This window comes from Streptomyces sp. NPDC051909 (genome assembly GCF_040681095.1).
In the GTDB taxonomy this organism is placed as follows: Bacteria; Actinomycetota; Actinomycetes; order Streptomycetales; family Streptomycetaceae; genus Streptomyces.
Map to the genome: position 1 here is coordinate 16,986 of NZ_JBFAYA010000038.1, position 23,138 is coordinate 40,123.

Here is a 23,138-nt window from a genome sequence, read left to right on the forward strand (position 1 = left end):
CTCGACACGGTACCCGCCAACCCCCTTGCCCGGTTCACTGATTGAGCAAGCCCGATGACATTCCGTCAACGGGCTCGGTCGAGAAGAAGGGGTTCGCCATGAAAGACACGACGCGTCCGTGGGAGTCCGTGTTCGCCGGCCCGGAGATCACCGCCCCGCCGAGTGACACCGCCCGCTACGACGACAAGGCCGCCGAGACCTCGGACCAGGGCCGCTTCGAGGACTGATCCACCGGCACCGCCCGTCCAGCACCACCAGCGTCACCGGGGCCCGCGCCAGGCCGAGAGCCGCGCGGGCCCCGTCGCATGTCCGGCGAGAAGGGAGAACAGGCAGATGTTGACGTTATCGGTTGACCTGCGGACCGACTTGGGGCCGTGGGAGTGGCGGGGCGAGGAAGAGGGCTGGGGCCGCGGTGCGGACCGCATCCGGCCGCTGGACCACCCGGCCTTGGAGACGCGTGTGGTAACCGACGGCACCCGCACGCTGCTCGTCGTACGGGAGAAGGCCGCCGGCCGCCCCTCGCTGCTGCGCTCGATCTCCCCGGTCCGGGTCGATACCGCGGTGTACGAGCACGCGGTGAAGGAGTGCCAGGACTTCCCGCTCCAGAGCATCTGGATCGAGGCCGGCCCGGACGGGCTCCGGCTGACGACCGGGCTCGGCGGGGTGTGCCCGCTGTACCTCGCCCACGACGGCGGGCGGCTGACGGGCTCGTGGCAGCTGATGGACCTGCGCGCCCGCCTCGGTGCGGACCGGCTTCAGGAGCGGGAGGTGATGCGGCTGCTGACCGGCTTCCCCCGCTACGGCCACGACACCCTGTTCACCACGGTCAAGCGGCTCTCCGAGCGCTCCACCGCGTACGCGGACGCCGAGGTCCTTCGCCTGGTGTACCCGGCCGCGGCCGAGCACGCCCGGCCTGGCGAGCTCGCCGACCACGTCGGTGAGGCCGAACTCGTCGGCGCCTTCGAAGCCCTGACCGACCACGTGTTCGCCAAGCGGCCCGTCGCGCGGGAGCAGACGGCGGCCCAGCTGTCCGGGGGCATGGACTCCACCAACCTCGCCATCTCCCTCGCCCTCGCGCACCCGGGGGCGATCACGCCGTGCGCGATGCTCATCGGCGGCGAGGCCGGCCCGCAGCAGGAGGCGCGGCGCCGGGCGGTCATCGAGCAGACCGGCTTCGCCGCCGACGTGACCGTGCGGGCCGCCGACCACCCCGTGCTGTCCCCGGGCGGACTGCGCCGTTCCCGGGCGGAGGCGGTCAGCCCGCTGGACGAGCCGCACCTGGAGGCCGCCGACGCGCTCGCCCAGGCCCTGCGGGCCCGGGGCATCCACACGGTGGCGGCCGGGTTCGGCGGCGACGAGGTCGCCCGCGCCCGCCGCACCGCCGGCACGCCCGCACGCACGCCGGTCGCGCCGTCCTGGTGCGGCGAGCGGGTGCGCGACCTGCTGGGCGAGGTGGACACGGGGATCTCCCCGGCCACTGTGGCGCCGGAGACCGCGCTGATCGCCCTGGAGGTCGCCACCCCGCTCATGGCCCGGCGCGGACTGTGGACGGTCGCCCCGTTCACCGACACGGACATGGTCCGCTTCGGACACCGCCTGCCGGTGGAGTGGAAGGCGGACAAGTACTTGCTGCACCAGCGGCTCGCCTCGCGCGGCCTGCCCGAGGAGGTGGTGAACCCGCCGCTGCGGGAGAACTTCGGCCATCTGATGAACACGGCCGTGCACCGTCACGCCACCGGGCTGCTGCGCGGCTGGGGCGAGGAGCTCCACCTCATCGAGCAGGGCTTCGTGGACGCCTCGGTCCTCACCGAGGCCGTCGAGCGGGCCGCCCTGTCGCCCGAGGACGCGGCGCCGTACCGTACGGGCCTGTACCTGATCACCACCGTCGAGCTGGGCCTGCGGGCGCTGTAGACGGCTTCTCCACCGGCTGGGTGACTTCGGCGCAATCGGCCCCGTACGCCCCGCCGGTCCCGCAAGGATGGGGCGGGTGACCGACTCCTCACCCGCCCCGAAACCCCCCACCGCCCCGCCGCAGCAGGTCGGCTACCGCGCCGACCCGCACGCCGAGGACATCGCGAGCGCCACCTGGTGGCGGATGGCCTCCCGCCTCCCGCGCACCCTCGCCGCTGCCGTCCGCCTCGGCTGGGCCGCCGACCGGCCCGCGATGCTCTGGCTCGGGCTGTGTCAGCTCGTCGTCGCCGCCGCCTCCGCCGTCGCCCTGGCGGCGCTGCCCGGCGCGATGAACCACCTCTTCAGCGGCGGGGACGTCGCCGCCCGCGTGAGCGCCGCGACCCCGGCGCTCGTCGTCGCCGCCGTGGCCACCGCGGTGCGGGCAGGGGCGGACGCGCTCGCCGTCTACGCCGCAGCCCGCCTGGCCCCCGAGGTCGCCACCGAGGCCGACCTCCAGATCCTCGACGCCGCCCCGCAGGTCGAGCTGGAGGCGTACGACCGGCCCGGGTTCACCGACCGTCTCCAGGCCGCCGGCAAGGGCGCGGAGGCGACCGAGGACCTGATCCGCGACGCGCAGGCCATGGTCTCCGCGCTCGCCCAGCTCGTCGCCGCGGCCTCGGTCCTGACGGTGCTGCACCCGATTCTTCTGCCTCTGCTTCTGCTCGCCGTGGTGCCCAAGGGCGCCGCCGCGGTGACCACCGCCCGCATCCAGCACCGCGCGGACTTCCAGAACATCTCCGACAACCACCTGCGCTACCTGCTGCGGTACTACTCCACCGACCGCCGCACGGCCGCCGAGGTCCGCGCCGCCACCATGTCCGGCTTCCTGATGACCTGGTACCGGGAGATCATCGACCGGATCAAGGCCACCCACCGCGCGGCGGCCCCGCGCGTGCTGCGGGTGACCCTGGCCGGCTCCGCAGCCGGCGGGCTCATGCTCGCCTCGACCTGGGCGGCGCTCGGGTGGCTGGCTGCGACCGGGCGGATGGACCTCGCCGTCGCCGCGACCGCCGTCGTCGCCGTACGGGCCTCCACCGGGGCACTGACCTCGCTGGTGATGGCCGCCGCCCGCACCTTCCGGACCAGCCTCTACCTGGAGGACTGGCAGTCCTTCCTGCGCCGGGCGAAGACCCTGCGCGCCGAGCGCGGCACCACGGTGATCCCGGCCGGGGCGCCCGCCGTGATCGAGGCGAAGGACATCACCTACGCCTACCCGGGCGCCGACACCGCGGCGGTCGACGGCGTCAGCCTCACCCTGCGACGCGGCGAACTGATCGCGCTCGTGGGCGAGAACGGCTCCGGGAAGACCACCCTCTCCCGCCTGCTGACGGGTCTGTACCTGCCCAGCTCCGGCACGGTGGCCTGGGACGGGACCGATCTTGCCGAGGCCGACCCGACGGGCGTGTGGGCGAAGGTCGGGCTCGTGCCGCAGGACTACACCCGCTGGCCCACGGACCTGCGCGCCAACATCCACCTCGGCCAGCCCCGCACCGGCGACGACACCGTGCTGCTCCAGGCCGCGCGGGCGGCGGGCGCGGACAGCGTCATCGACAATGCCCCGTACGGGCTCGACACCCTGGTCGCCAGCTCCAACTGGGGCGGCACCGACCTCTCGGGCGGGCAGTGGCAGCGCATCGCGGTCGCCCGCGCGTTCTACAGGGACGCCGCCGTGCTGATGCTCGACGAGCCCACCTCCGCCATGGACCCGCGCGCCGAGCACCTGGTGATCCGCCGGTTCAAGGAGCTCGCCGCGGGCAAGGCCGCCGTGTTCGTCACCCACAACCTGGAGAACGCCCGCATCGCGGACCGCATCGTCGTCCTCGACGGCGGCCGGATCGTGGAGACGGGGACGTTCGAGTCCCTGCTGGACGCGGCCGGGTTGTTCGCGGAACTGTACAAACTCGCGCAAGACCGGTGAGAACCGCTGGTCAGCGCGCTACAGTGACGCCCCGGTCCTGGCCGCCGTCCTATCCCCCGTAGGGCGGCGGCCGGGGCCGACGCGTACGCCCCGAAAGCCCGGGCCAAGAGCGTGACGGCGCGGTCCGATCGGGCGGAAAGTCGGACCGGACCCGTGCGCGGGCCTGCATCGTTGACCAGTGCAGACGGCGCCCGCCCGTGGGCGCCGACGAGGCTGAGGGAGACGGAGATGACCGGAGCGGTCACCCCGGAGGTACGGGCCGCGCAGCGGCGGATCGTCAGCACGATCAACGCGTCCGGGAAGCTGAACGGCGACGGGCTCGCCCTGTGGCGGGAGGTCAACTGCGGCGAGTGGAATGCCACCGCCGCCGACATCGGCCGCGACCTGGACCTGCTCCAGGTCCCGCACACCATCGTCACTGCCTTCCGCTTCCCGCTCGCCTCCTCCTACAGCAAGGCCATGCGCGAAGGCGAGGAAGTCCGCATCCTGCGCAAGGACCTGCCCCACCTGGTGCCGTGGATGCCCTCGCTGGAGCAGACCATCGCCGACATCCCCGAGGACGCTCCGGGCTGGGACTTCACGCTGTTCCGGCCCCGGGCCGAGGGCATGGCCATCGCCAAGCTGGCCCTGTCGGCGGAGTGGCCTGCCTGGTCGAAGAAGCAGGCACGTGCCGCCCGGCTGGTCTGCGTGGAATGCGACTACGACCTGCGCGAGTTCACCGACGAGTCCCGGCTGCCCTACGACGTCCGTCTTCCCGAGCAGCCCAAGAAGCGGCGGCTGGTGTGCGGGCAGTGCTGCAACGACGGCGTGGACGAGATGGAGCGTCTGGCGGCGCTCGCCCGCGCGTCCTCGTGACCGGTGCCGCCGCAGGGTCGAGTCGGCTCAGCCCCGGCGGCGCCGAGCCTCCTGGGCGCGGCGGAGCGCCTGGGAGTACCCGGGGACGTCGCTGAAGGGGATGTGGTTAGCCTTCAGCCGCTCGGGGTGCACACCGCCCAGGGGCCCGTCCGTGCAGCCCTCGCCGTGCCCTGCCCCGCACTTCGGGCACCGGCCCGTACGGCGCGGGTTGTCCGTACCGGCCGAGGCGGCCGCCGCGGGCGCGGGCTCGGCGGCGGTCTCGCGGTCCATCTCCCGGCCGACCGACCACGGGGGCACGTCGATGGCGACGGTCGCCGGCGGTGAGTGCCAGTACAGGGCCCCGCGCCCGTACAGGCCCCGGGCGGTGTCGCAGTCCCGCTTGTAGTCGATCCAGCCGGTAACGCCGAGCTCGCGCAGCACGGTCAGGACGCGGCGCAGGTCGTCGAGGTCGCGGTAGTCGCGGGTGTAGACGCACGCGCGGGTGAAGTCCTTGAGCACCTTGGACTGGGTGCCGAGGTAGCCATCGATCGTGGCGCCGCGGATCCGCTCCCACATCTCCTCGTCGATGCCCTTGGGCATCCACTTCCCGGTGACGCGGTTGCCGAACTCGTCCAAGCCCTCGTCGAGCCGTTCGGGAGCGCGGACCCGGTCGGTCCACCCCAGACCCTTCGGGGGCGCCAGCCCGGCCCGGCTCGCGGGCCCGTCACCGGTCGGCGAGGGCACCGTTGCCACTCCTCCGCTCCGGCGTCGTCCTCGTCGTCGTCCAGCCCGGGGGCGTCCGGGTCGCGCAGCGGGCGCAGGCCGCCGGCGGGGACGGAGGCGGTGAAGCTGTAGCGGCCGGGCACGTTGAGGTTCTTGTGCTTCAGCGGCGACAGCCGGGCGATGTCCTCGTCGCGGATCTCGTGGCCCTCCGCGCGGAGCTGGGCGACGGCGGCGTCGATGTACTTCGTGGTCCACAACACGACGGCGTTGAGGACCAGGCCGAGGGAGCCGAGCTGGTCCTCCATGCCGTCCCGGTACGCCTGGTGGATGGTGCCGCGCTTGCCGTGGCACACGTCCCGGGCCAGCTTGTGCCGCGACTCCTGCACGGTGAGCTGCCGGTTCATCTGCCGGCGGTAGGTGTCATCGACCGGGTCGACCACGGCCAGCAGGTGCAGGGCCTTGGCGATCCGCCCGTACTCGGCGAACGCCTGCCCCAGCGGCGTCGGGCACCCCTCGCGGCCGAACATCCGCAGCAGGTCGTACGCGCGGACCTGGTTGGTGACCAGGGAGCCGGCCACCCGCAGCATGTCCGGCCAGTGCGCGATCACCTTGTTCAGATTGACCCGGTTGCGGGCGATGTCCTCCAGCGGCCCGTACGTGCCCGTCTCCACGCCGGGCATCGTCGCCCGCCAGAACCGCTGGTCGTCCAGGTCACGGAACCTGGGGCTGAAGTTGTAGCCGAGGATCTTGAACAGGCCGAACACCATGTCGGAGTAGGAGGCGTTGTCGGTCGCCACCATCTCCGGCTTCACCCCGCCGTCCAGGTTCAGCAGCGCGTCCAGGATGTGCAGCGAGTCCCGCGGCGTGCCCGGGGACGACCATCTGCCCGATGCCCGCGACCTGGTCATTCACGGCGTTGAGCCAGGTGATGCCCCTCTTGAACCCGAAGTACTTCGGCGAGGGAGCGGCGCTGATCGTGCGGACGGGGACGACGAAGCGGAGGCCGTCGACCGAGGCGAGCAGCCCGTCACCCCAGTAGCGGACGATCGGCACCTCGGCCTGGGCGGCGATCAGCGCGGCGTTCGCCGCGGCGATGGTGTCGGCGCGCAGGTAGTACTGGTCGACGTGGACCAGCCGGGAGCGGGTCAGGGCCTCGACGCCCGGGTTGGTCACCGGGGTCAGGCCGATGTTGCACGCCTCCGACACCAGCAGCGCGACCACCGAGGTGTGCAGGTCCTCCATGCGGGTGGTGCCGTCGCCCAGGTGCACGAAGGCAGGAACCCGGTCCAGGAGTGCACCTCGAACAGCAGGTCCGGCAGGTCGATCTTCGGCAGCATCCGCTCCACCCGCCGGCGCAGCCAGCGCAAGGACTTGGGCTCGCCCAGCGCGCCGAGCGCGTCCACGTTCAGCTGCGCCCGCCCGTTCGGCTGGACCTCGATGGAGACCTTCGCTTCCTTCCCGGCCTCCTCCAACCGCTCGGCCATCAGCTTCCACGCCGCGTCCAGCGCGCTCACCAGGGCGGCCAGGTGTTCCTCGGCGGGCATGTCCAGGCTCAGCCCGGCCAGGACGTCCTCGCAGACGGCGTCCCACTCCTTGCCGTCCAGCAGCCGGGCGCGCGGGTCGGACCAGCGGTGCGAGGGCGAGGCGAACACGTCCCGCCGCTGAAGGGCGCGGTGCAGCTGCTCCAGCACGCACACCACGTACGCGTCCCGGTCCACCGCCCCCTGCGGCAACGACGGGTTGGCGTACACCGCCTTGCGCCACGCGGCCGGCACGAGCTTGTCGTCCACCTCGCGCGGCAGCAGCGGCTTGTCCTTCACCCGCCGCCGCGCGAGCGCCGGCAGCCGCTTCACCCCGGCCAGCACCCGCGCGCCGACCGGCGCCGCCCCCAGCGCCGAGGTTTCGCCCAGCAGGGCCAGGAACGGGCGCACCGTGGCGTACCGGTTCGCCAGCGCGGCCCGCATGGCGACCTCGGCGGAGTCCTCGTCCTCCGGCACCAGCGAGACCACCAGCGCCGCCGCGCTCATCACCGCCGAGCGCGGAGCCACCTCCTCCACCGCCCGCCACAGCGCCGCCGCATCCAGGTCGGTGCCGGCCGTCTCGACCAGCTCCAGCTCCTCGAACAGCACCTTCGCCGCCCGCGCGAGCGTGCGCGACGCCTTCTCCAGCTGCGGCAGCGTCGAGAGCCGTTGCTTGTCCGTGGCCCGCTTCGCCGTGCTGATCAACCTCGTTGCCATCAGGACCTGGAACAGGTCCAGGGCCTCGTCGATCGCCTTCGCCTCCAGGTGCCGCATCACCGCCGTCAGCATCGCCGTGCGCTTCGGCTCCGCGGCCCGCTCCAGCCCGGCCGCCTTCGAGCCGAGTCCGTACCGGGCCAGGGCCGCGAGCCGGTTCGGCGGGATCTTGTTCAGCCGCACCCGGCCCAGGCCGAACGCGCCGATCTCGTCCACCCGCTCCAGCGCGCGGGCGAACGCCGTGCCCGTCGTCCGCGTCGGCGGCCGGCGCAGCCGCTCCAGCTCCGAGAACCGCTTTCCCCTCCGGCACCGCGAGTGTGGCCACCAGCTGCCCCGGCAGCTCCCGGTCCGCGCGGGCCGCGGCCCTGGCAACGGTGGCGTGCAGCCGCTTCTCCGCGATCGTGCGGACCTCGGAGACCTGCCGGGCCAGCACCGAGACGCCCGGCAGCAGCACCCGGTTCCGGCGCAGCCAGCCCACCGCCTGGTTGAACAGCGCCACCGGCCCCTCGGCGTGCGTCCACGCCCGCCCGTGCAGGAAGCTGCGGAACCTGCGCGACCACTCGGGGTCCTCGTACTCGTGGTACTCGTAGGCGTCCCGGATCTCCCACGCGTGCTCGTACGCCGTCGGCTTGCGCTCGGTGTACCGCTTCACGCACGAGGCGTCCTCGATGCCAAGCTGCTCGGCGACGTGCTCGACCACCGCCCACGGCACGTCCAGCGGTCATCCGGCAGGAACCTGCCGATGTACCGCACCGTGCACATCTGGAGCGCGAAGCCGAGCCGGCTGTGATCCCCCCGACGCTTCGCGATCAGCTTGCGGTCCTCGTCGTCGAGGAAGAAGAACCGCTCCAGCTCAGGCCGGGTCGGCTCCTCGTTGAACTTCCCGTACGCCTCGGCCTGCTCATCAGTCAAAAATTCCACCGGCACGAGGCGGACGGTAGCCGCCCCTCACTCAAGATCGACGATCTTCACGGAACCCCAGCGCAGCACCCGATCACTGTGCTAGGCGACCAAGATCAACGGCTTAGCGTTAACCGCTGTACCGATGTTCCCCAAGGCGATTTAGAGCAGGCAGCGCTCCTCAGCCGGAAGGGCGCGGCGTTCGTGTACGGGCCACAGCAGCGGCGCGGGGGCAGTGCCCAACGGCCGACCGGTGGTGCTCGATGCCCGAGTCTCCCACCCGCAGCCGGGGCGGCGTCAGGCGTGGGAGCGGCCCGGTGGTACTGCCCCCAAAGCGCATATGGGCACCGGGCCTTGCCCACGCACTCCATACCGGCACGGGCCAGGAAACACCTTAACGGCAAGGTGTCGGGTGACCCGCTGTTCACTCAGAACAGCGCCAAACCCTCACCACTGGTGTCGACAATGACTGGCCGGATGCGGGTGGGGAGGCCGTCCAGGCGGTCGGGACCGGCCGCGGCGGCCACGGCAGGGGCGGTCTCGGCCAGCCATGTACCGAACTTCTCTGCGGCTTCGCGGTAGGGGATCCGCGCCAGGACACGGTGCTCGCCGGAGGGGCAGAAGTCGACGGCGACAGTGAGCAGGCAGGATCGGGGTGCGTTCTGGCTGCCCGTCCAGGAGACGCGTAGCACCCCGCAGGGTTTGCGCCCGCGGGAGCCGCGGGGGGTGGGGTGGGTCGGGCGCAGGGGTCGGCAGGCTATGTGGGCGGTCCAGGCGGCGAGGTGCGGCAGTGGCAGGGTGGTGCGGGCGCGGCAGCCGGGGCAGCGGTGCCAGTGGCGGAGCCAGTCGGCGGTGTGGGTGTCGAAGAGGCGAAGGTAGTGGCCGGCCACGCGGATGTCGTTGCTGTACAGGTGGTCGGGGCGTTCCTGGGTATTGCAGGAGTGGCAGACGGGGGCGCGGACGTAGCCGTGTTCGTGGCAGTGATCCAGTACTGCGGCGGGTGCGGTGCGGCAGACGGTGCACGTCCATCCGGCCACCTTGCCGGAGATGCCGTGTTTTCTGCTGAGCACCGAGTACAGCTGGCCCGTCAGTTCCCCGTTGTACGGGCGCAGTGCGGCGGTTGGGCGGTCAGGGCTCGTCGCCTGCTGCCGGCCCTCACAGGCGCGGGCCTGGTCGTGGTGGGAGGGCGGCTCGGTGACGGCTGCGGTCTCTGAGCGGGTTCGCGCGGCTTGCAGCCACCGCGTTTCGGCGTGCTCGGCCGCGTCCAACAGCCTGACCACAGAGCGGGGCAGCCACCACGTCCGCGCCGTCCGCCCGTGGGGCTGCTCTACGAGTATCCGCCGCCAGTCGATCCCCGCCAGATGGTACGGCCCCGCGCCTTCACGCCGTGCAGCCCGCCCCGGGCCGCCCGGCTCCTGCAGTTCCCAGGCGATGCGCTCACGCCACCGCAGTGTTCCCTCCCTGCGCGGCTCCTGCACGCCGCGGAACGGACCGACGCGCACCAGGTCCTGGCCATCGAACTCGACCGCGTTCAGTTCCGCCGCCGCCCGGCGCACCTCAATCTCCGCAACACTCCACCGGCCGCCGTCCGCCACCGTCGCCACCACACGGCCGCCGAGCAGGACGTACCCCGCCCGGGCATCGGCAGGAGAACAGGTCAACGCCGCAGAAACCGTCGGCACAGCACTGCCGGCCGTCAAACCGGCCCACACAGCGTCCGCGGCGCCCAGAGTGATCAGACCGCCCGTACGGCCCGGGATGACACGCTCCGACATACCGACAGGCTAACCGCCCGGCAGAACGCAGCAGTTCCTGCCCACGTTCACCGGAATCGCACCCCGCTCCCCAGACGACCGCCATCCTCGTGACCACCAGCCCCCACCGCTCCAAGACGACCATCCGCTTCGCCGACCGGGACCGCGTCCACCGGCACCGCCAGCACCGCTGGCATCGCTGGCATCGCTGGCATCGCTGGCATCGCCCACCACGATCCGAGCCAGACCGGGACCCTGACCCGGCCTGCCCTTCGATCTGGGTACGGTGTCCGCGTGGTTCACGCTTGACACCGGGCGCAGCCCGTTAGAGTCCCCCCTGCGAGGTACGCAGCAGGCCCAGGACAGCCCCCGGCTGGGCCCGCTTCCCACGGTGCCGGACCCTTCACCCAGGCCACGGGTGCAGGCGCCTTCCGCCGGCACAGACCCTGGTCGCCAGTGAGGGCGTAGCGCCCGTCGCGGGCGGCCAAAGCCGTGGTCCACCAGTTCGCCGATCTCGTCTCTCCGGCAGCCTGGGGCTGCCGGAGAGATAGACGACGGGGCCTCAACTCGCCGGCGATCCGGCGCAGCACAGGTCTCCTACCAACAGCCTCGTCATGCTCCCCGCCCGGCACTTGATGAGGGTCATAGCCGCGAACGCAGGTGAAGTAGCGATCACTCACCCGGAAGCCGGGATTCCATGATCATCTGGGGTCGACACGACAGACACCCCCCGTGTCACACGCAGGGCTGCCCCGGGCCGGGGCAGCCCTGCAACCCACAGCAGGAGCCGACTACGAACCGTGTGCGGTGGTCATGCCGGCGAACACGGCGCAGCCCGCACCCCGCAGCCCAACGCGCACCGGACTACCCACATGACGCGAATGCCCGATTCGTGAGGATTTGGGTATTGACTGCTCAGGGATTCCGTGCTCCACGGGAGTGTGCTGGAAGTACCAGAAGAAGAGACTTCCAGCCCCGCCGTACAGGCAGTGAGTGATTCCGATGACGACCACCACGATCTCCCGAAACCGGCAGCCGCACGCCGCCCGGGCCGGCGAAGGTGAACGCGTCTTCGGCCTGCCGCTGGAACACGGCCCCCTCGCACCCGCAACCGCACGGCACTCCGCCCGCCCCCCGTCCTGGCCGCCTGGGGACTGGACGACGACCAGATCTACGACACCCTCCTGGTCATCTCCGAACTCGTCACCAACGCCGTCACCCACGCCCTGCCGCCCGTCACCCTCCACCTGCAGGCTTCCGCGGACGCCTCGGGGCGGGTTCAGGTCCACGTCGCCGACGGCGGCACCGCCTCCGCGCCGCGTACGTGGGCCGCCAATCGGCCCGACGACGAACACGGCCGCGGCGAGGACATCGTCACCGCCCTCGCCGACCACACCGGCACCCACGCCGACGACACCGACAGCCTCATCGACCACTGGGCCGACCTCACAGCCGCCTGACCCTTCGCCGGCACCCGTGGCGTCCTGGACGCTGGAAAAGGGGCGGAGAACCGAACCTGGCCACGCGAAGCCGGAGGCGGCCGTGCGAGCGGAAGAACTGCTGCGGACCCACACCCTGTGGTGCGGGGACGTCGTCCTGCTCCGCGTCCAGGGCGAGCTCGACCTCGCCACAGCCCCGCTCCTGAATCAAGCCGTCACGGCCCTACTCGCCGGACGCCCCCGGACCCTCTGCCTCGACCTCGCCGACCTCGTCTTCTGCGACCGGACTGGCCTGCTCGCGCTCAGCCGGCTCAGCGCCCGAGCCCACGCCGCCCGGGCGACCGTCCGCCTCACCGGCCTCCACCCCCACCTCCACCGCACCCTCACCCGATACCCCCACGCCTCCCCCTGGGACCCCGACCACACCGATACCACCCGCTACCGCGCGGCAGCCCACCCGCGCCGCTCAGCGATCTTCCACATGTAGACCACGACGGTGAGGACGCTGGGGGCGAGGACGTGTGTGTGAACCGGCGTGTGGGGCAAGCCGTCCCACCTGCACCGCCCGGTGCACCCACGGGCCGGAGGACGACGGCCTGACGGCCTGCCGCTGGGCGGGCGGTCCGATGGCGGGCAGGCCCCCCAAGGCGTGGACTGGCAGGGTCTCCTACAATCCTCTGCCAGCATGCAACCCCTCGCCCCCGACCACGTTCACAGGCCCGTCGACCGAGTTGACGCCCGTCAGGTGACGGATCATGTCCAGGCTCTGATCGCCGGGCGCCCCGGACTGCCGATAGCGGCGATCGCCCGGCACGCCGGCGTCGCCCCTTCCACGCTCAAATCGCTGTTGACCGACGCCCGGCGCAGACCGGCCACGCCACGCACCGTCAGCGCCCAGACGGCCGTCCACCTGCTGGCCATCAGCCTTGACGATCTGCCGCACCGTGACCGCGGCTACGGCGGACGCTCCACCGACGCCACGGACGCGATGCGGCACGTGCGCGGGCTTCTGGACGCGCACCCTCACCTGTCGCAGGCCGCTCTGGCCCGCGCGGCCGACATGTCGCCCACGACCCTGGCCGCCGCGCTGAACGACGTGGAAGCCGGCCGGCCCCGGCGGATCCAGGAAGCCGCGGCACGCCGGCTGCTCGCGCTCGGCGACCGCATCCCCCTGCCCGGGCGCGCTGCGCGCCGCAGTGACACCGTCGACGCCCAGCCCGTCGTCGACCACGTCCGCGAGCTCCAACTGCGCTACGACCGGGCCAGCATCGCGTTCATCGCGCACACCGCCCACGTCAACCCCAGCACGCTCGCCTCCGCCCTCATCGACCACGACCGCACCGCACAACGCGGGATCAACACGGACGTCGCCAGACGGGTTCTCGCCGTCCGTGACCTGCCCCCGCCGGCCTTCCCGCGCCATGGTCACGTCACGGACATCGGGCTCCTGCGGCGCCTGCGTGCCCTGTGCACCGCCGGCTGGACCCTTGCCGCCATAGCCCAAGCCAGCGCGGTCACATCGAAAACGCTCACCGAATTCGCGAGAACCCGCACCAGCACACCCGCCGTCCGAAGCGCCGTCCTGGCCGCGTGGGCCCTCCTCTCCCACCGGCCAGGGCCTTCCGCGCAGGCCCGACGATATGCCGCAGCCAGATCTTGGGACCCCCCGCTGGCCTGGGACGAGGACAGCATCGACCAACCCGACGCCGCCCCCGACGGCACCCGCGTCCCCGGATCCCAACAGCGCTGGAACCCCCCTCTCCTCCAGCACGAACTCGCCTTCTTCACCCGGTACGGCCTCAGCCACCCCGAATGCCTCCGCCGCCTCGGCCTCAGCACCCGACGCGCCCGCGAACTCCTCACCGCACCACCAGCCGACCTCGAAGCGCGCCATGCCACCGCCGCGTGACCACGCCCAAGATCAACAGTCAAGCCCGGCCCGCCGGTCGGGCAACGGCCGCAGGCACGCACCGGGAAACGCACTACCCTCCGCAGGAGAAAGAGCCATCGTGGAACGAGGAGCAACGGATCACACCCCGCCACCGATCGTCGTCATACTCCCGGGCAGCCAGGAAGTCCGCGGACGGCTCCACGCCCGGCGACAGCACACCGACGGCGGCTGGCAGTACCAGGTCGGAATCCCTGTATGGCAGGACGGCGCAGGCGGCTCCGCCGAGCCCGCCGAGCACCGCGCCTGGGTAAGCCCCGCCCACGCACGCCCCCTACCAGGCGTCTCCTACCAGCACGTCCCCACACACCACCCATCCGGGATGCCGGGCGCTCCGCCCCCAAGGCGCCAGCCCGCATGGACCATCCAGCACCTGCCACACCGCCCCGGGCACCCGGGCTCCACCCTCATCCACGTCATCGGCTGCACACCCAGCGACCACACCCTCACCCGGGAACAAGCCCTCGCCGCACTCCACCAGCCCCGCACAGCAGCATGCCGAGAATGCGACGCAACCCGATCCCTCGGACCCCAGCAGGAACAGCCCACCCCGTGAAACCACCGACACGGCTGCTCATCACGGGCAGCGAACGGCCTTCTATCGGGCCGGATCATCCCGTCCTCCTCCGGCGCTACGGAGAAGGAACAGCCCATCAGGCCGCGCGGTACTGGTGGGCGGGCCCGCCGCGCCACTCCACCCAGACGGGATCGTCCAGGAGCGTGTCCGGGTCGGCAAGACCGGCGTGTTCGAGGAACACCACCAGGTCGTGATCGCTGTAGGCGGGAAAGATAGGCGGCCCGGTGGTACTGCCCCCAAAGCGCATATGGGCACCGGGCCTTGCCCGCACACCCATGCCGGCGCGGCCGGAACACACCCTAACCGCGGCCCCGATTCAGGCCCCGCGTGGTGAGTCCCTCACAGCCACACAGCACACACGTTCACCAGGGAAAGCACCCTATGAGCCACCGTGTCCACTCGTCAGGGTGGGGGCGGGAGTTGGATGGTGCGTTCCTGGTCGACGGATTCGACGCCGTCGACGGCTTTCAGGGCTGCTACCTGGTCTTGGGGGACGGTGCCGGAGAGTGTGCCGAGGGCCGGCTGTTCACGCGTTACCGTCAGCCCGGCGCGCTGCAGGGCCTGGACCGTTTCGGTGAACCGGTCGGGGTCGACCGCGAGGATGACCCCGACCGGCTCGGACCGGGAGGTCTTGTTCACGGGGCCTGGAGCAGGCCGGCGCCGACGTCCCGGGTGGGCTGGGTCAGCGGGAACGCGCCGGATGTGAGGCCGGTCATGAGTTCGGTGGCGGTGGCGCCCGGGTGTGCCTGGGCGAGCAGGGCGATGACACCCGCGACATGGGGGGTGGCCATGCTGGTGCCGCTCAGGTTCTGGTAGCCGCCGCCGGGGGCGGCCGAGCGGACGTCTCTGCCGGGTGCGGCGATGTTGATCTCGCCGCCCTGGCTGTTGACGCCGCCGTTGGAGAAGAACGACGGGGTGAGGGCCTTGTCGAGCGCGGCGACCGCGAGGATGGAGGGGCAGTTGGCGGGACGGCTGACGGGCTCGATCCGCGGGGGCCGGCCGCTGTCGTTGCCCGCGGCGGCGACGATCACCGTCCCGCGCGCGAGGGCGCGCTGGGCCAGGATCTCGTACGTCTGCGGGTAGAGCTCTCCTGGCTGGACCGGGGCGCCGAGGGAGAGGGAGATCACCCGTGCGCCCTGGGCGACGGCCCAGGCGATGCCGGCCAGGATCTGGCCGTCGGTGCCGCTGCCCGCGTTGCTGAGCACCTTGGCCGCGAGGATCCGGGCATCGCAGGCCACACCGTAGCGCGGTCCCTGCCGGGGGCTGGCCGGTCCGGCGGCGGTGCCGATGCAGTGTGTGCCGTGGCCGTTGCCGTCCTCGGCGCTCTCGCCGGGCACGAAGGAGGCCGTGGCTTCGATGCAGCCGTTCAGGTCAGGGTGGCCGGTGTCGACGCCGGTGTCGAGGACGGCGACCTTCACATCGCGTCCGGTCAGTCCTGACAGGTTGGCCCGGATGGCCTGCAGGCCCCAGGTCAGCAGCTGTTCGTCCCAGGCCGGGCCCTGGGAGGCGGCGGCTTCGGCCTGGGAATGACGGGTGACCACGTCCTCGTCACTGCGGTAGGCCGGGTAGAACTCGGTCGGCGCCTGCTGCGGAGCGGTGATCGGCGAGGTGTAGACCATTCGCTCCGGCTCCGCCGCGATGATCGAGGGCTCCGCCTCGGCGGCGGTGACCAGGGCGTGGCGCTGCTCGGGCCGCACCTCGACGACGACCGCGGCGAGGTCCTCGAAGAGCACCGAGACATCGGGGCGCTCGAGAAGGCCGGCGACGTGTCCGCTCTCGGTTCCCCGGACACGCTCGACGGGCGCGATGCCAGCGGAGGACCGCAGCGCGTTCAGACCTCGGTCCTGGTCCGCCGGGTCAAGCAGGACCACGTACCGGCCGGTGTACTCCGACACCGGCCCATTGGGCCGATGGGGCTGCTCACCATAGCCGCGCCTGTCCATAGGACTGTTCGTCACTGAACCTCCCGCTTTCTCTGTGCTTCCCGCGATTCACGGACACGCACCCGGTTCACTGCATTCCGGGCGTCAAGGGACGGCAGGGCGCGATTCCATCGCGTGGCGCGCTGGGCCGTCGCCTGTGAGGCCGCCCCTCGCCACTCCGGGCAGCGCCGTCTCGCACACCGTTACACCGGGCCGAAAGGCCCGCAACACAACGCCAATCACGCGGCTGCGTACGGGGAGCCGCCCCGTACCCGGCATCGGGCACGACGCACTGGCCCGACGTGGACACCGCACCGGCCCTGAGCGTGCTGAAACGCGCCCTTCCACTCGGGCGCGCTCCGAGGGCCTGGGAAAGCGGCCCCCGGCCTGGCCCTCGTTTCATTCGAGGGGCTCCGCCGCGGGGCTGGCGCGTCCGGGGCGGGGTGTTTCCGCCGGCAGTCCGGGCAGGGGACCAGGCCGTGGCCGTCAGGAGCCACGGGGGTGCCCCAGTCGCGGCAACGCCGGCGGCGTGCGGGCGGGAAGGGCGCGGCAGTGGGATACGACTCACATCAGAATACAAGGCGCACTTCCAGCTATTCCGTCCAGTGGTGTCACTTGGATGCAGCCGGCGACGCTCCCGGCTGTCCCGGGAGCAGCGGGAACCACGTTGCAGTCAGCCCGCAGGCGTATCCCACCGTCGAACCGGTACCCCGGTTTGGGTCCGGGTGGGTGAATGTGGGTGACGGGAACAGTGGTGCTGGTTTTGAGCCGAGCGGCGCTTGCACAGGTTCCGTCTCCCATCCCATGGCGGGGCCGCGCCCCTCCGGCGGCCTTGGTCCCGCGCCTGGCATCAAGGCCGCCACCTACGCCATCACTCCACGTACGGCCACCACCGCCCCGCCGGGGTGACTTCGCCACGTGCTCCGACCGGCGGTGGTGCGGCCGGCCGCGGGGCGCGCCCTGCAGCGGGTGGATCGTCCTGCCGCCACGCCTACAGGGCGCCGCGTTGCTGCTGGCGGAGTCCTGTACATCGGGAGCGTGCTGCCGTGGGCGGGTGTAACGAGACCCCGGCACCGGGGGGCCGGGGTCTCGTCGGAAGAGGCCGTCGACTGGGATCGGCGGACTACACCGCCATGGTAGCGGTGAGTCCCTGTTCTTCCGCTGGGTGATGAGCTGGAGAGGCCGTGGCGTCCACGCCTGCCGGGGTGACGCCCCAGCCGTTGTCGGGGCTCCTGGCACTCGGCGCCGGCTCGCGCCGGCCGGCAGACGCGTTGATCATTCAGACAAGTGTCGGTGGTGTCTGTTTCAGTGCGGGAGGTGGGCATGTCTGCGCGTGCTTGGTGGAAATGGGGCGCTTTGCCGGTGTCTGCAGGAATGATGCTCCTGGCTCCCGCGATGCACCCCGGAGAGAAAGCACCCCGGACCGTGCTCAGGAACAAGGACGGGGCTGCCAGGCAGACCGCGGACTCCCGTTCCGGCATCTCCGCCTCGTCGACCGCCTCTGTCACCGCCATGGCTTCGCCCTGGACAGGGACCGCCTCCCGGCTGCTGTTCCGGGCCCCCGCCCGGCCGGCCGGCGCCCGGGTGCTGACTGTCCGGTTCGGTCCGGGGCCCGGCGCCTACGGGGTGGGGCAGCCGCTGACCGCGCGTCTGAGCCACCCGGTGCCGCAGGGCGACCGGCCGGCGCGGGCAGCGATCGAACAGGGGCTGCGGGTCACGTCCGTCCCGCACGCCGCAGGATCCTGGCACTGGGTGGACGCCCAGACTCTCCACTTCAGGCCGTCGTCCTTCTGGCCCGCCCACGCCGTCATCACCGTTCACAGCCTGCTCGGCGGTGTGAGGATCACTGATTCGCTGTACGGCGGCGGTTCGCAACCGCTGAGAATCACTACGGGGGACCGGATCGAGGCGGTCACCGACGTCGCCCGGTTCTCCATGACCGTGTACCGCAACGGCCAAGCCGTCAGGACGATTCCGGTGACCACCGGCAAAGACGGCTACCGGACCCGCACCGGAATCAAAATCGTCCTGGAAAAACAGCCGACCATCCGGATGAACGGCGAATCCATCAGCATCCCCAAGAACAGCCCCGACGCCTACGACCTCACCGTCCACCACGCCGTCCGGGTCACCTGGAGCGGTGAGTACCTGCACGCCGCACCCTGGTCAGCCGACGCCCACGGCAGGGAGAACGTCAGCCACGGCTGCACCGGCATGAGCACCGACAACGCCGCCTGGCTCTACAACACCCTCAACCCAGGTGACGTCATCCGCGTCATCAACGGCCCCGGACCACAGATGGATGCTTTCGACAACGGCTACGGGGACTGGAACCTCACCTGGCCGCAATGGCAAACGGGCAGCACCCTGCCACCCCCACCCGCTACGGAGCACCCCTCCACCCCAACCGCTCCACGAATCGACCCCCTACTCTGAGGTTCAGCTCTCGTCAGTTCCCGGGTTTTCACCGGCCGCCGTATCCGACTGCGGATTCGCCGTTGCTTCGTGAGCTGCCATATGCGCGCGTGCTTCTTTGGCGGTGATGCCGAGCAGTCCTGTCGCCATGGCGATACCCCCGAGCACGTTCACCGCTTCGACGACAGACCGGCTGAGGTTGGCCTGGGCCAGAGCGGTCTGTTCCAGTGCCTTGTCGTAAGCCTCGAGAGCGGCCATCTGCCGACGGTGCAGCTCCTGCAGCTCCTGCCTGCGCTGCTGTGCCCCTGTTGCGGAGGGCTAAATGCTGATTGTCATGCTTCCATGATCGCAGGACCTGCGGCCAGTACCCGCGGCCTGGCAGACGATCAAGAGGTTGTGAGCCTGTCAGCCCTGATACGGCCGGTCCACGGTAGGCCCGGAGTCGATCGCCAACGGACCTACCGGTCTGTCTACCGGGCGGGCCCTGCCGGTGAACCGCTCTGGGGGCAGGGCACGCCCGGCAGACGAGAAGACCACAACACCGCAGAGCCACCGCTCCGGCTCCGGTTCCTCACCGGGAACAGGAGGTTCCTGGCACGGGACTTCACCGCCGGCGCTGGACTCGGGTGTTGTGGGGCGCACTGGGCTGGCGGACGCCCACGGATCGTCCGGTGCGGTCTCCCGCGGCGGGAGGACACGGGAGGTCCGGGTAATGGTGACCGTCGCGAAAGTGAGGGAAGCGCCCACCTCGTCAGCGTCCAGCACCATCCGTGAACGCTTCTCACCGTCAGGGTTCTCCCACCGGTCAGCCCGCAGCCGCCCCGCCACCACCCGGGACCCCTTCGACTCGGTCCGGTCGAAGTCCTTGGCGACCTGACCGACCGAGCGGTCACCGCGCCGGCACAGCTCGACGATCTCGGCCTTGAACTCCGGCGTGAACGAGCGCCGAGGACGCGCCTTCCTCTTCCCCATGCTCTCCATGATGAACATCATCCTTCCGGGGCCCAAGCCCCTGATCTCCGATGTCCGTCAAAGCGAAGTAAGCCCAGAGATAGTCCAGGTCACTGAGCTCGGGTGAGGTCATGGCCCGAACTTTCGCACCATGCCGCCGACGCCGACACAGGTTATCGATCTGGCATGCAGCACCCTGCGCACCGCACTTCCAAGAGACACGCTCTAGGCCCAGGCCCAGGCTCAGGCCGGGCCTACCGCCTTGCCCGACCTCCGGATCGGCAGGCCAAGAACCTTGTCGACCTCCGTGGCCGCGACCTTGAGAAGTTCCTCGCCGAACAGGCAGAGAGACGCTTCCCAGGGGTGTCCGAAGCTGCCAAAGCTGAAGTCCTCCGCAAGGAAGATGAAGTAGTCCCCGTCGGGATACGGGCTCAGCGGCCAAACCGGCTGCCCAGGACCGCCCACTTCTTGCGGTGCGAAACGGTACGACGGGTGCTGCCAGTCGAGGGCGAACAGAGTGCCCGACGGGCCAACGCAGGAAGACAGCCCCTGCTCGACCACCGCGACCAAGCGGTCCAGACGCTCGTCACCCGAATCATCGTCAAGCCCAGCGAGGCTCCAGGTCACCGACGCGACGGGCTCCTCGATGGCCGGCCACTTGATCGGATTCGTACTCGGGCGGAAGCTGAAATCCTCGTAGAAACGGTCCCACACTCGCCGGTACTCGGCCTCGGGCAGCACGACCACGGGATCTCCGATCATGCCGTGATCCTACCGATCCGCCTGGTGGCCACTGAAAGATCGTTCACGGAAGTGCGGACAGGAACGATTTCAAAGAGCGTCTTCAGGCCGCTCGTCGTGAGGCGTACCCGAACGACCAGGAAGCCACCGCGTCGCTGGGCGCGGTGACCTCACAGTCGAACCGTGCGAAGGCGGATCGGGATCCGGCAGAGTGGATGCCGCCGCTGCCCGACGCCCACTGCCGATACATCGGCGAGTGGACTGCGACCAAGCTGCTCTGGGATCTGGCGGCAGACGAGACGGAGGTCGACGCCTGACTCACCGGCGACCCCGGCGCCCGCTACAAGGTCCGCGACTTCGCCGTCTGGGCCGCCCTCCGCGGCCACAGCCGGCCCCTCCTCGTCCCCCACCGGCCCAAGGCCGCCACCGAGGGACTCGACGAGGACTCCCACTCGGAACTCCTCCAGCAATGCCTCACCGACGGGACCCTGCCCCTGGAAGTCCGCGCAGTCGGCGCGCTTCTCCTCCTGTTCGGCCAGCACGCCACCCGCATCGCAGCCCTGCCCACCGACGCACTGAGCACGCTCGACGGCCACGCGGTAGTCCTTCTCGACCGCACTCCGATCCGGCTGCCCGAACCCCTCGCCCGGCTCCTGGCTGATCTCGCCGAGCAGGCGCCGCCCGGCGGGTGGGCGGCCAACGCGCCCCACCGCTGGTTCTTCCCCGGTGTCCGGCCCGGCCGGCATATCTCCGCCAGTGCCCTGTCCCGGCGCCTGGCCGCCCACCACATCCCCATCCGCCCAAGCCGCACCACCGCACTGGTCCAGCTCGCCCAGGACCTGCCACCCGCGATCCTCGCGCCCATGCTCGGCCTGCACCCCATCACTGCCCAGGAGTGGCGCCGCCGCGCCGCTATCGACTGGACCGGCTACCTCGAAGCCCGTAGCACCAGCCGGGCACCGGGAGACGATACGACCGGGTCTTGATGGCCTGTTCGTTGCCCCACGCCGTTCCTTCTCCAGGTCAGGCGTCGTCAAGGGGTCCGGGATTGTCCGTCGCCTCCCTCACTCGAGCACGACGGTGGCGCCGTACTTGCGCAGGAGGTTCACGGTCTCCTCGAAGTAGGACCGGCCGCTGCGGTGGTGCAGGACGTGTCCGGCGAGGGCGTGGCGGGCAATGTCGGCGTGGTGCCAGACGAGGGTGAACGGGGGGGACGACGGAGGGCCCGCCGCCCAGGTAGTCCGTCATCGAGTCCAGGTCTCTGCCGTAGTTGGTGCCGGGACCGAGCAAGGCTTCGCCGAGCGCCAGGAGCAAGCCTGTCCTGTCGGTGATGCGCAGTCCGTCCAGGTGGTACGTCCCGCCGGACAGGCCCTGCAGCCCGTACGGGCCGACGCGGGTGAGGTCCAACCACTCGGACTGGCCTTTGGCGTCGAACTGTGCCCATTGGTTGGGCCGCTCCGCGAGCGGCCCCGCCTTCACCACTGTCGTGTACGCGGAGTCGGTCGGCTGTGCCGCGGCAGGGCCGGCGACCTCGCTCGGCGCCCCGGCCATGAAGCTCCACCCGTCACCGCGCTGGACGGGAACGGCGAAATACCACACACCGACGCCCGCCACCTCCCCCCGCTCCCCCGCGTCTGTCATGCCGACCGCGACGGTCACCGACCAGACACCCTCGCCCTCGCGAACAGTCCGCACCGCCGCCGACTCCTCGACAACGACGGGATGCTTCCCCCACACCGGCGGCCGCACGAAAGGTGCCATCGCCTTCAGCGCGCGGGCGGCCGGACTCTGCTCACCGGCACCGCTGCGCAGCCACAGGCCGAGGAACACCTCCGCGAACCCGGCCGGACCATCACTGTCCGGGGGAACCTCCGTCAAAGACGGGCGAGCGGCGACAGAAGCGACGCGCGCCGCCGGGGCAGGCCTCACCCAGCCGACGACCAGCGCGACCGGACCGGCGGCGAGCGCCACCCACACCCCGACCCGTACCAGGGCGGCACGCCGTACGCGCAGAGGACGTGACGTAGCTGCGGCAACGCTTGGAGACGTGTCGCCGCGCCGGTCGCGGCGCGGCGGGAAGAGGGCCATCGTGACTCCGTCGAGAGCTCCGGGAGCGTGGACATCCCGACTCTTGACAGCCCACTCACCACACCACCGACCACCCACGGCGCACACCCGTCACGCCCCCATAACTCCTCATGGTGAGCCGGGCGGTGAGTACGTGACGGATCCGCCACCCACTCACCAAGGCCGCCAGACACCCCCGGGCGATCACACTGCCCTGACATGCCAAGGCCGCCGCCCCATCAGAGCGAGCAGCCAGCCGCTTCTCACGCCTTTCCAACACATAAGAAAAACGCCGCTTCCCGCACCAGAAACAGCACCCGGAACACACGCAGCGCTCCATGCCCAGCGGCCCCGCCTCCGCAAGCGGTCCACACGTAGACATGGAAGAGAACTGCGTTCCCGGTGAGTGCGCGGAATCCGCGCCCGGCATCCGCCTCTCAGGCTGAGAGTCAGTGCCGGGCAGTAGGCTCCCCACACGTGATCGGCTGACGGTCCAGCCCCTCATCTGCGGGTCAGCGGCCCGTCCGCGCCAGACGTTCACCGAGCCGCTCTCGCGACTGGCCGCCCCGTACTCACGGTTCACCACTCGGCTCAACCACGCCCTGGAGCAGGTGGAACTCTTCCTCGCGAGGCGGGCCGACGCCCGGCTGGCAGCCCAGCTGGGGCTTCGGTGCAGGACGGATCCCCGTTACGCAGGGGCATGGCACTGCCCGATCCGCGATTCAGTACTCCACGGATGCTGGGCGTGGACGACTTCGCAATCCG

Annotated in this window: 17 protein-coding genes and 2 pseudogenes; 10 read left to right on the top strand and 9 right to left on the bottom strand. The window is 71.1% G+C overall.

The window, feature by feature from the left end; all coding sequences use genetic code 11:
• The first annotated feature begins 98 nt into the window (after nt 1-98).
• The 4 genes from AB0M18_RS33940 to AB0M18_RS33955 all read left to right on the top strand — a co-directional run bounded on the left by AB0M18_RS33940 (nt 99) and on the right by AB0M18_RS33955 (nt 4,723).
• On the top strand, nt 99-227 hold the full coding sequence (locus tag AB0M18_RS33940; protein ID WP_276321810.1) for a hypothetical protein: 129 nt from the start codon (nt 99-101) through the stop codon (nt 225-227).
• 232 nt (nt 228-459) lie between these two features.
• Nucleotides 460-1,911, top strand: coding sequence for an asparagine synthase-related protein (locus tag AB0M18_RS33945; RefSeq protein WP_365764893.1), 1,452 nt, complete (start codon nt 460-462; stop codon nt 1,909-1,911).
• A 67-nt stretch (nt 1,912-1,978) separates the two neighbouring features.
• Nucleotides 1,979-3,868 carry an ATP-binding cassette domain-containing protein gene (locus AB0M18_RS33950; protein WP_365764895.1) on the top strand — a complete coding sequence of 630 codons (1,890 nt, stop codon included), beginning with the start codon at nt 1,979-1,981 and terminating at the stop codon, nt 3,866-3,868.
• 228 nt (nt 3,869-4,096) lie between these two features.
• Nucleotides 4,097-4,723 (top strand): hypothetical protein, encoded by a 627-nt coding sequence (locus tag AB0M18_RS33955; protein ID WP_365764897.1) that lies wholly within the window; start codon nt 4,097-4,099, stop codon nt 4,721-4,723.
• A 27-nt stretch (nt 4,724-4,750) separates the two neighbouring features.
• Here the strand turns inward: AB0M18_RS33955 and AB0M18_RS33960 are convergent, their stop codons facing one another.
• The 3 genes and pseudogenes from AB0M18_RS33960 to AB0M18_RS33970 all read right to left on the bottom strand — a co-directional run bounded on the left by AB0M18_RS33960 (nt 4,751) and on the right by AB0M18_RS33970 (nt 10,334).
• Nucleotides 4,751-5,302 carry a putative phosphothreonine lyase domain-containg protein gene (locus tag AB0M18_RS33960; protein ID WP_365764899.1) on the bottom strand — a complete coding sequence of 184 codons (552 nt, stop codon included), beginning with the start codon at nt 5,300-5,302 and terminating at the stop codon, nt 4,751-4,753.
• A 182-nt stretch (nt 5,303-5,484) separates the two neighbouring features.
• Nucleotides 5,485-8,586, bottom strand: a pseudogene (locus AB0M18_RS33965) (Tn3 family transposase); the annotation flags it as partial.
• Between the two features lie 401 nt (nt 8,587-8,987).
• Entirely contained in the window at nt 8,988-10,334 is a 1,347-nt protein-coding gene (locus AB0M18_RS33970; protein ID WP_365764901.1) for an endonuclease domain-containing protein, read from the bottom strand.
• Nucleotides 10,335-11,452: 1,118 nt separating this feature from the next.
• Here AB0M18_RS33970 and AB0M18_RS33975 point away from each other — a divergent pair.
• The 4 genes from AB0M18_RS33975 to AB0M18_RS33990 all read left to right on the top strand — a co-directional run bounded on the left by AB0M18_RS33975 (nt 11,453) and on the right by AB0M18_RS33990 (nt 14,256).
• Nucleotides 11,453-11,773: an ATP-binding protein gene (locus AB0M18_RS33975; protein ID WP_365764935.1), complete on the top strand. Its 321-nt coding sequence runs from the start codon at nt 11,453-11,455 to the stop codon at nt 11,771-11,773.
• Nucleotides 11,774-11,855: 82 nt separating this feature from the next.
• Nucleotides 11,856-12,239, top strand: a complete 384-nt coding sequence (locus AB0M18_RS33980) for an STAS domain-containing protein (protein ID WP_365764903.1) — start codon at nt 11,856-11,858, stop codon at nt 12,237-12,239.
• Between the two features lie 258 nt (nt 12,240-12,497).
• On the top strand, nt 12,498-13,661 hold the full coding sequence (locus AB0M18_RS33985; RefSeq protein WP_365764905.1) for a hypothetical protein: 1,164 nt from the start codon (nt 12,498-12,500) through the stop codon (nt 13,659-13,661).
• Between the two features lie 361 nt (nt 13,662-14,022).
• The gene (locus tag AB0M18_RS33990) at nt 14,023-14,256 is read left to right on the top strand and encodes a DUF6233 domain-containing protein (RefSeq protein WP_365764907.1); all 234 of its coding nucleotides are present in this window, start codon (nt 14,023-14,025) and stop codon (nt 14,254-14,256) included.
• A 423-nt stretch (nt 14,257-14,679) separates the two neighbouring features.
• On the opposite strand, the gene AB0M18_RS33995 is transcribed toward AB0M18_RS33990, so the two are convergent.
• Together AB0M18_RS33995 and AB0M18_RS34000 are read right to left on the bottom strand one after the other, a co-directional pair.
• The gene (locus tag AB0M18_RS33995; protein ID WP_365764909.1) at nt 14,680-14,916 is read right to left on the bottom strand and encodes a hypothetical protein; all 237 of its coding nucleotides are present in this window, start codon (nt 14,914-14,916) and stop codon (nt 14,680-14,682) included.
• Nucleotides 14,913-16,172 (bottom strand): S8 family serine peptidase, encoded by a 1,260-nt coding sequence (locus AB0M18_RS34000; protein ID WP_365764911.1) that lies wholly within the window; start codon nt 16,170-16,172, stop codon nt 14,913-14,915. Before AB0M18_RS34000 ends, AB0M18_RS33995 begins: the two co-directional genes overlap by 4 nt.
• A 1,350-nt stretch (nt 16,173-17,522) precedes the next feature.
• Here AB0M18_RS34000 and AB0M18_RS34005 point away from each other — a divergent pair.
• Nucleotides 17,523-18,635 (top strand): L,D-transpeptidase, encoded by a 1,113-nt coding sequence (locus AB0M18_RS34005; protein WP_365764913.1) that lies wholly within the window; start codon nt 17,523-17,525, stop codon nt 18,633-18,635.
• A 3-nt stretch (nt 18,636-18,638) separates the two neighbouring features.
• On the opposite strand, the gene AB0M18_RS34010 is transcribed toward AB0M18_RS34005, so the two are convergent.
• The 3 genes from AB0M18_RS34010 to AB0M18_RS34020 all read right to left on the bottom strand — a co-directional run bounded on the left by AB0M18_RS34010 (nt 18,639) and on the right by AB0M18_RS34020 (nt 20,327).
• On the bottom strand, nt 18,639-18,872 hold the full coding sequence (locus AB0M18_RS34010; protein ID WP_365764915.1) for a hypothetical protein: 234 nt from the start codon (nt 18,870-18,872) through the stop codon (nt 18,639-18,641).
• A 147-nt stretch (nt 18,873-19,019) separates the two neighbouring features.
• Nucleotides 19,020-19,595: a hypothetical protein gene (locus AB0M18_RS34015; RefSeq protein ID WP_365764917.1), complete on the bottom strand. Its 576-nt coding sequence runs from the start codon at nt 19,593-19,595 to the stop codon at nt 19,020-19,022.
• 213 nt (nt 19,596-19,808) lie between these two features.
• Nucleotides 19,809-20,327, bottom strand: coding sequence for a DUF2716 domain-containing protein (locus AB0M18_RS34020; protein ID WP_365764919.1), 519 nt, complete (start codon nt 20,325-20,327; stop codon nt 19,809-19,811).
• 86 nt (nt 20,328-20,413) lie between these two features.
• On the opposite strand from AB0M18_RS34020, the pseudogene AB0M18_RS34025 reads away from it, so the two are divergent.
• Nucleotides 20,414-20,623 (top strand): annotated as a pseudogene (locus AB0M18_RS34025) (HNH endonuclease); the annotation flags it as partial.
• A gap of 706 nt (nt 20,624-21,329) precedes the next feature.
• Here the strand turns inward: AB0M18_RS34025 and AB0M18_RS34030 are convergent.
• On the bottom strand, nt 21,330-22,277 hold the full coding sequence (locus AB0M18_RS34030; RefSeq protein WP_365764921.1) for a hypothetical protein: 948 nt from the start codon (nt 22,275-22,277) through the stop codon (nt 21,330-21,332).
• Nucleotides 22,278-23,138: the final 861 nt, after the last annotated feature.

Excerpts from the sequence above, each read along its gene's own strand:
- AB0M18_RS33940 (WP_276321810.1), top strand. The coding sequence starts at position 99 with ATGAAAGACACGACGCGTCCGTGGGAGTCCGTGTTCGCCGGCCCGGAG.
- AB0M18_RS33950 (WP_365764895.1), top strand. The coding sequence starts at position 1,979 with ATGGGGCGGGTGACCGACTCCTCACCCGCCCCGAAACCCCCCACCGCC.
- AB0M18_RS33955 (WP_365764897.1), top strand. The coding sequence starts at position 4,097 with ATGACCGGAGCGGTCACCCCGGAGGTACGGGCCGCGCAGCGGCGGATC.
- AB0M18_RS33960 (WP_365764899.1), bottom strand. The coding sequence starts at position 5,302 with ATGCCCAAGGGCATCGACGAGGAGATGTGGGAGCGGATCCGCGGCGCC.
- AB0M18_RS33970 (WP_365764901.1), bottom strand. The coding sequence starts at position 10,334 with ATGTCGGAGCGTGTCATCCCGGGCCGTACGGGCGGTCTGATCACTCTG.
- AB0M18_RS33990 (WP_365764907.1), top strand. The coding sequence starts at position 14,023 with ATGCCGGGCGCTCCGCCCCCAAGGCGCCAGCCCGCATGGACCATCCAG.
- AB0M18_RS34005 (WP_365764913.1), top strand. The coding sequence starts at position 17,523 with ATGTCTGCGCGTGCTTGGTGGAAATGGGGCGCTTTGCCGGTGTCTGCA.
- AB0M18_RS34010 (WP_365764915.1), bottom strand. The coding sequence starts at position 18,872 with ATGGCCGCTCTCGAGGCTTACGACAAGGCACTGGAACAGACCGCTCTG.
- AB0M18_RS34015 (WP_365764917.1), bottom strand. The coding sequence starts at position 19,595 with ATGGAGAGCATGGGGAAGAGGAAGGCGCGTCCTCGGCGCTCGTTCACG.
- AB0M18_RS34020 (WP_365764919.1), bottom strand. The coding sequence starts at position 20,327 with ATGATCGGAGATCCCGTGGTCGTGCTGCCCGAGGCCGAGTACCGGCGA.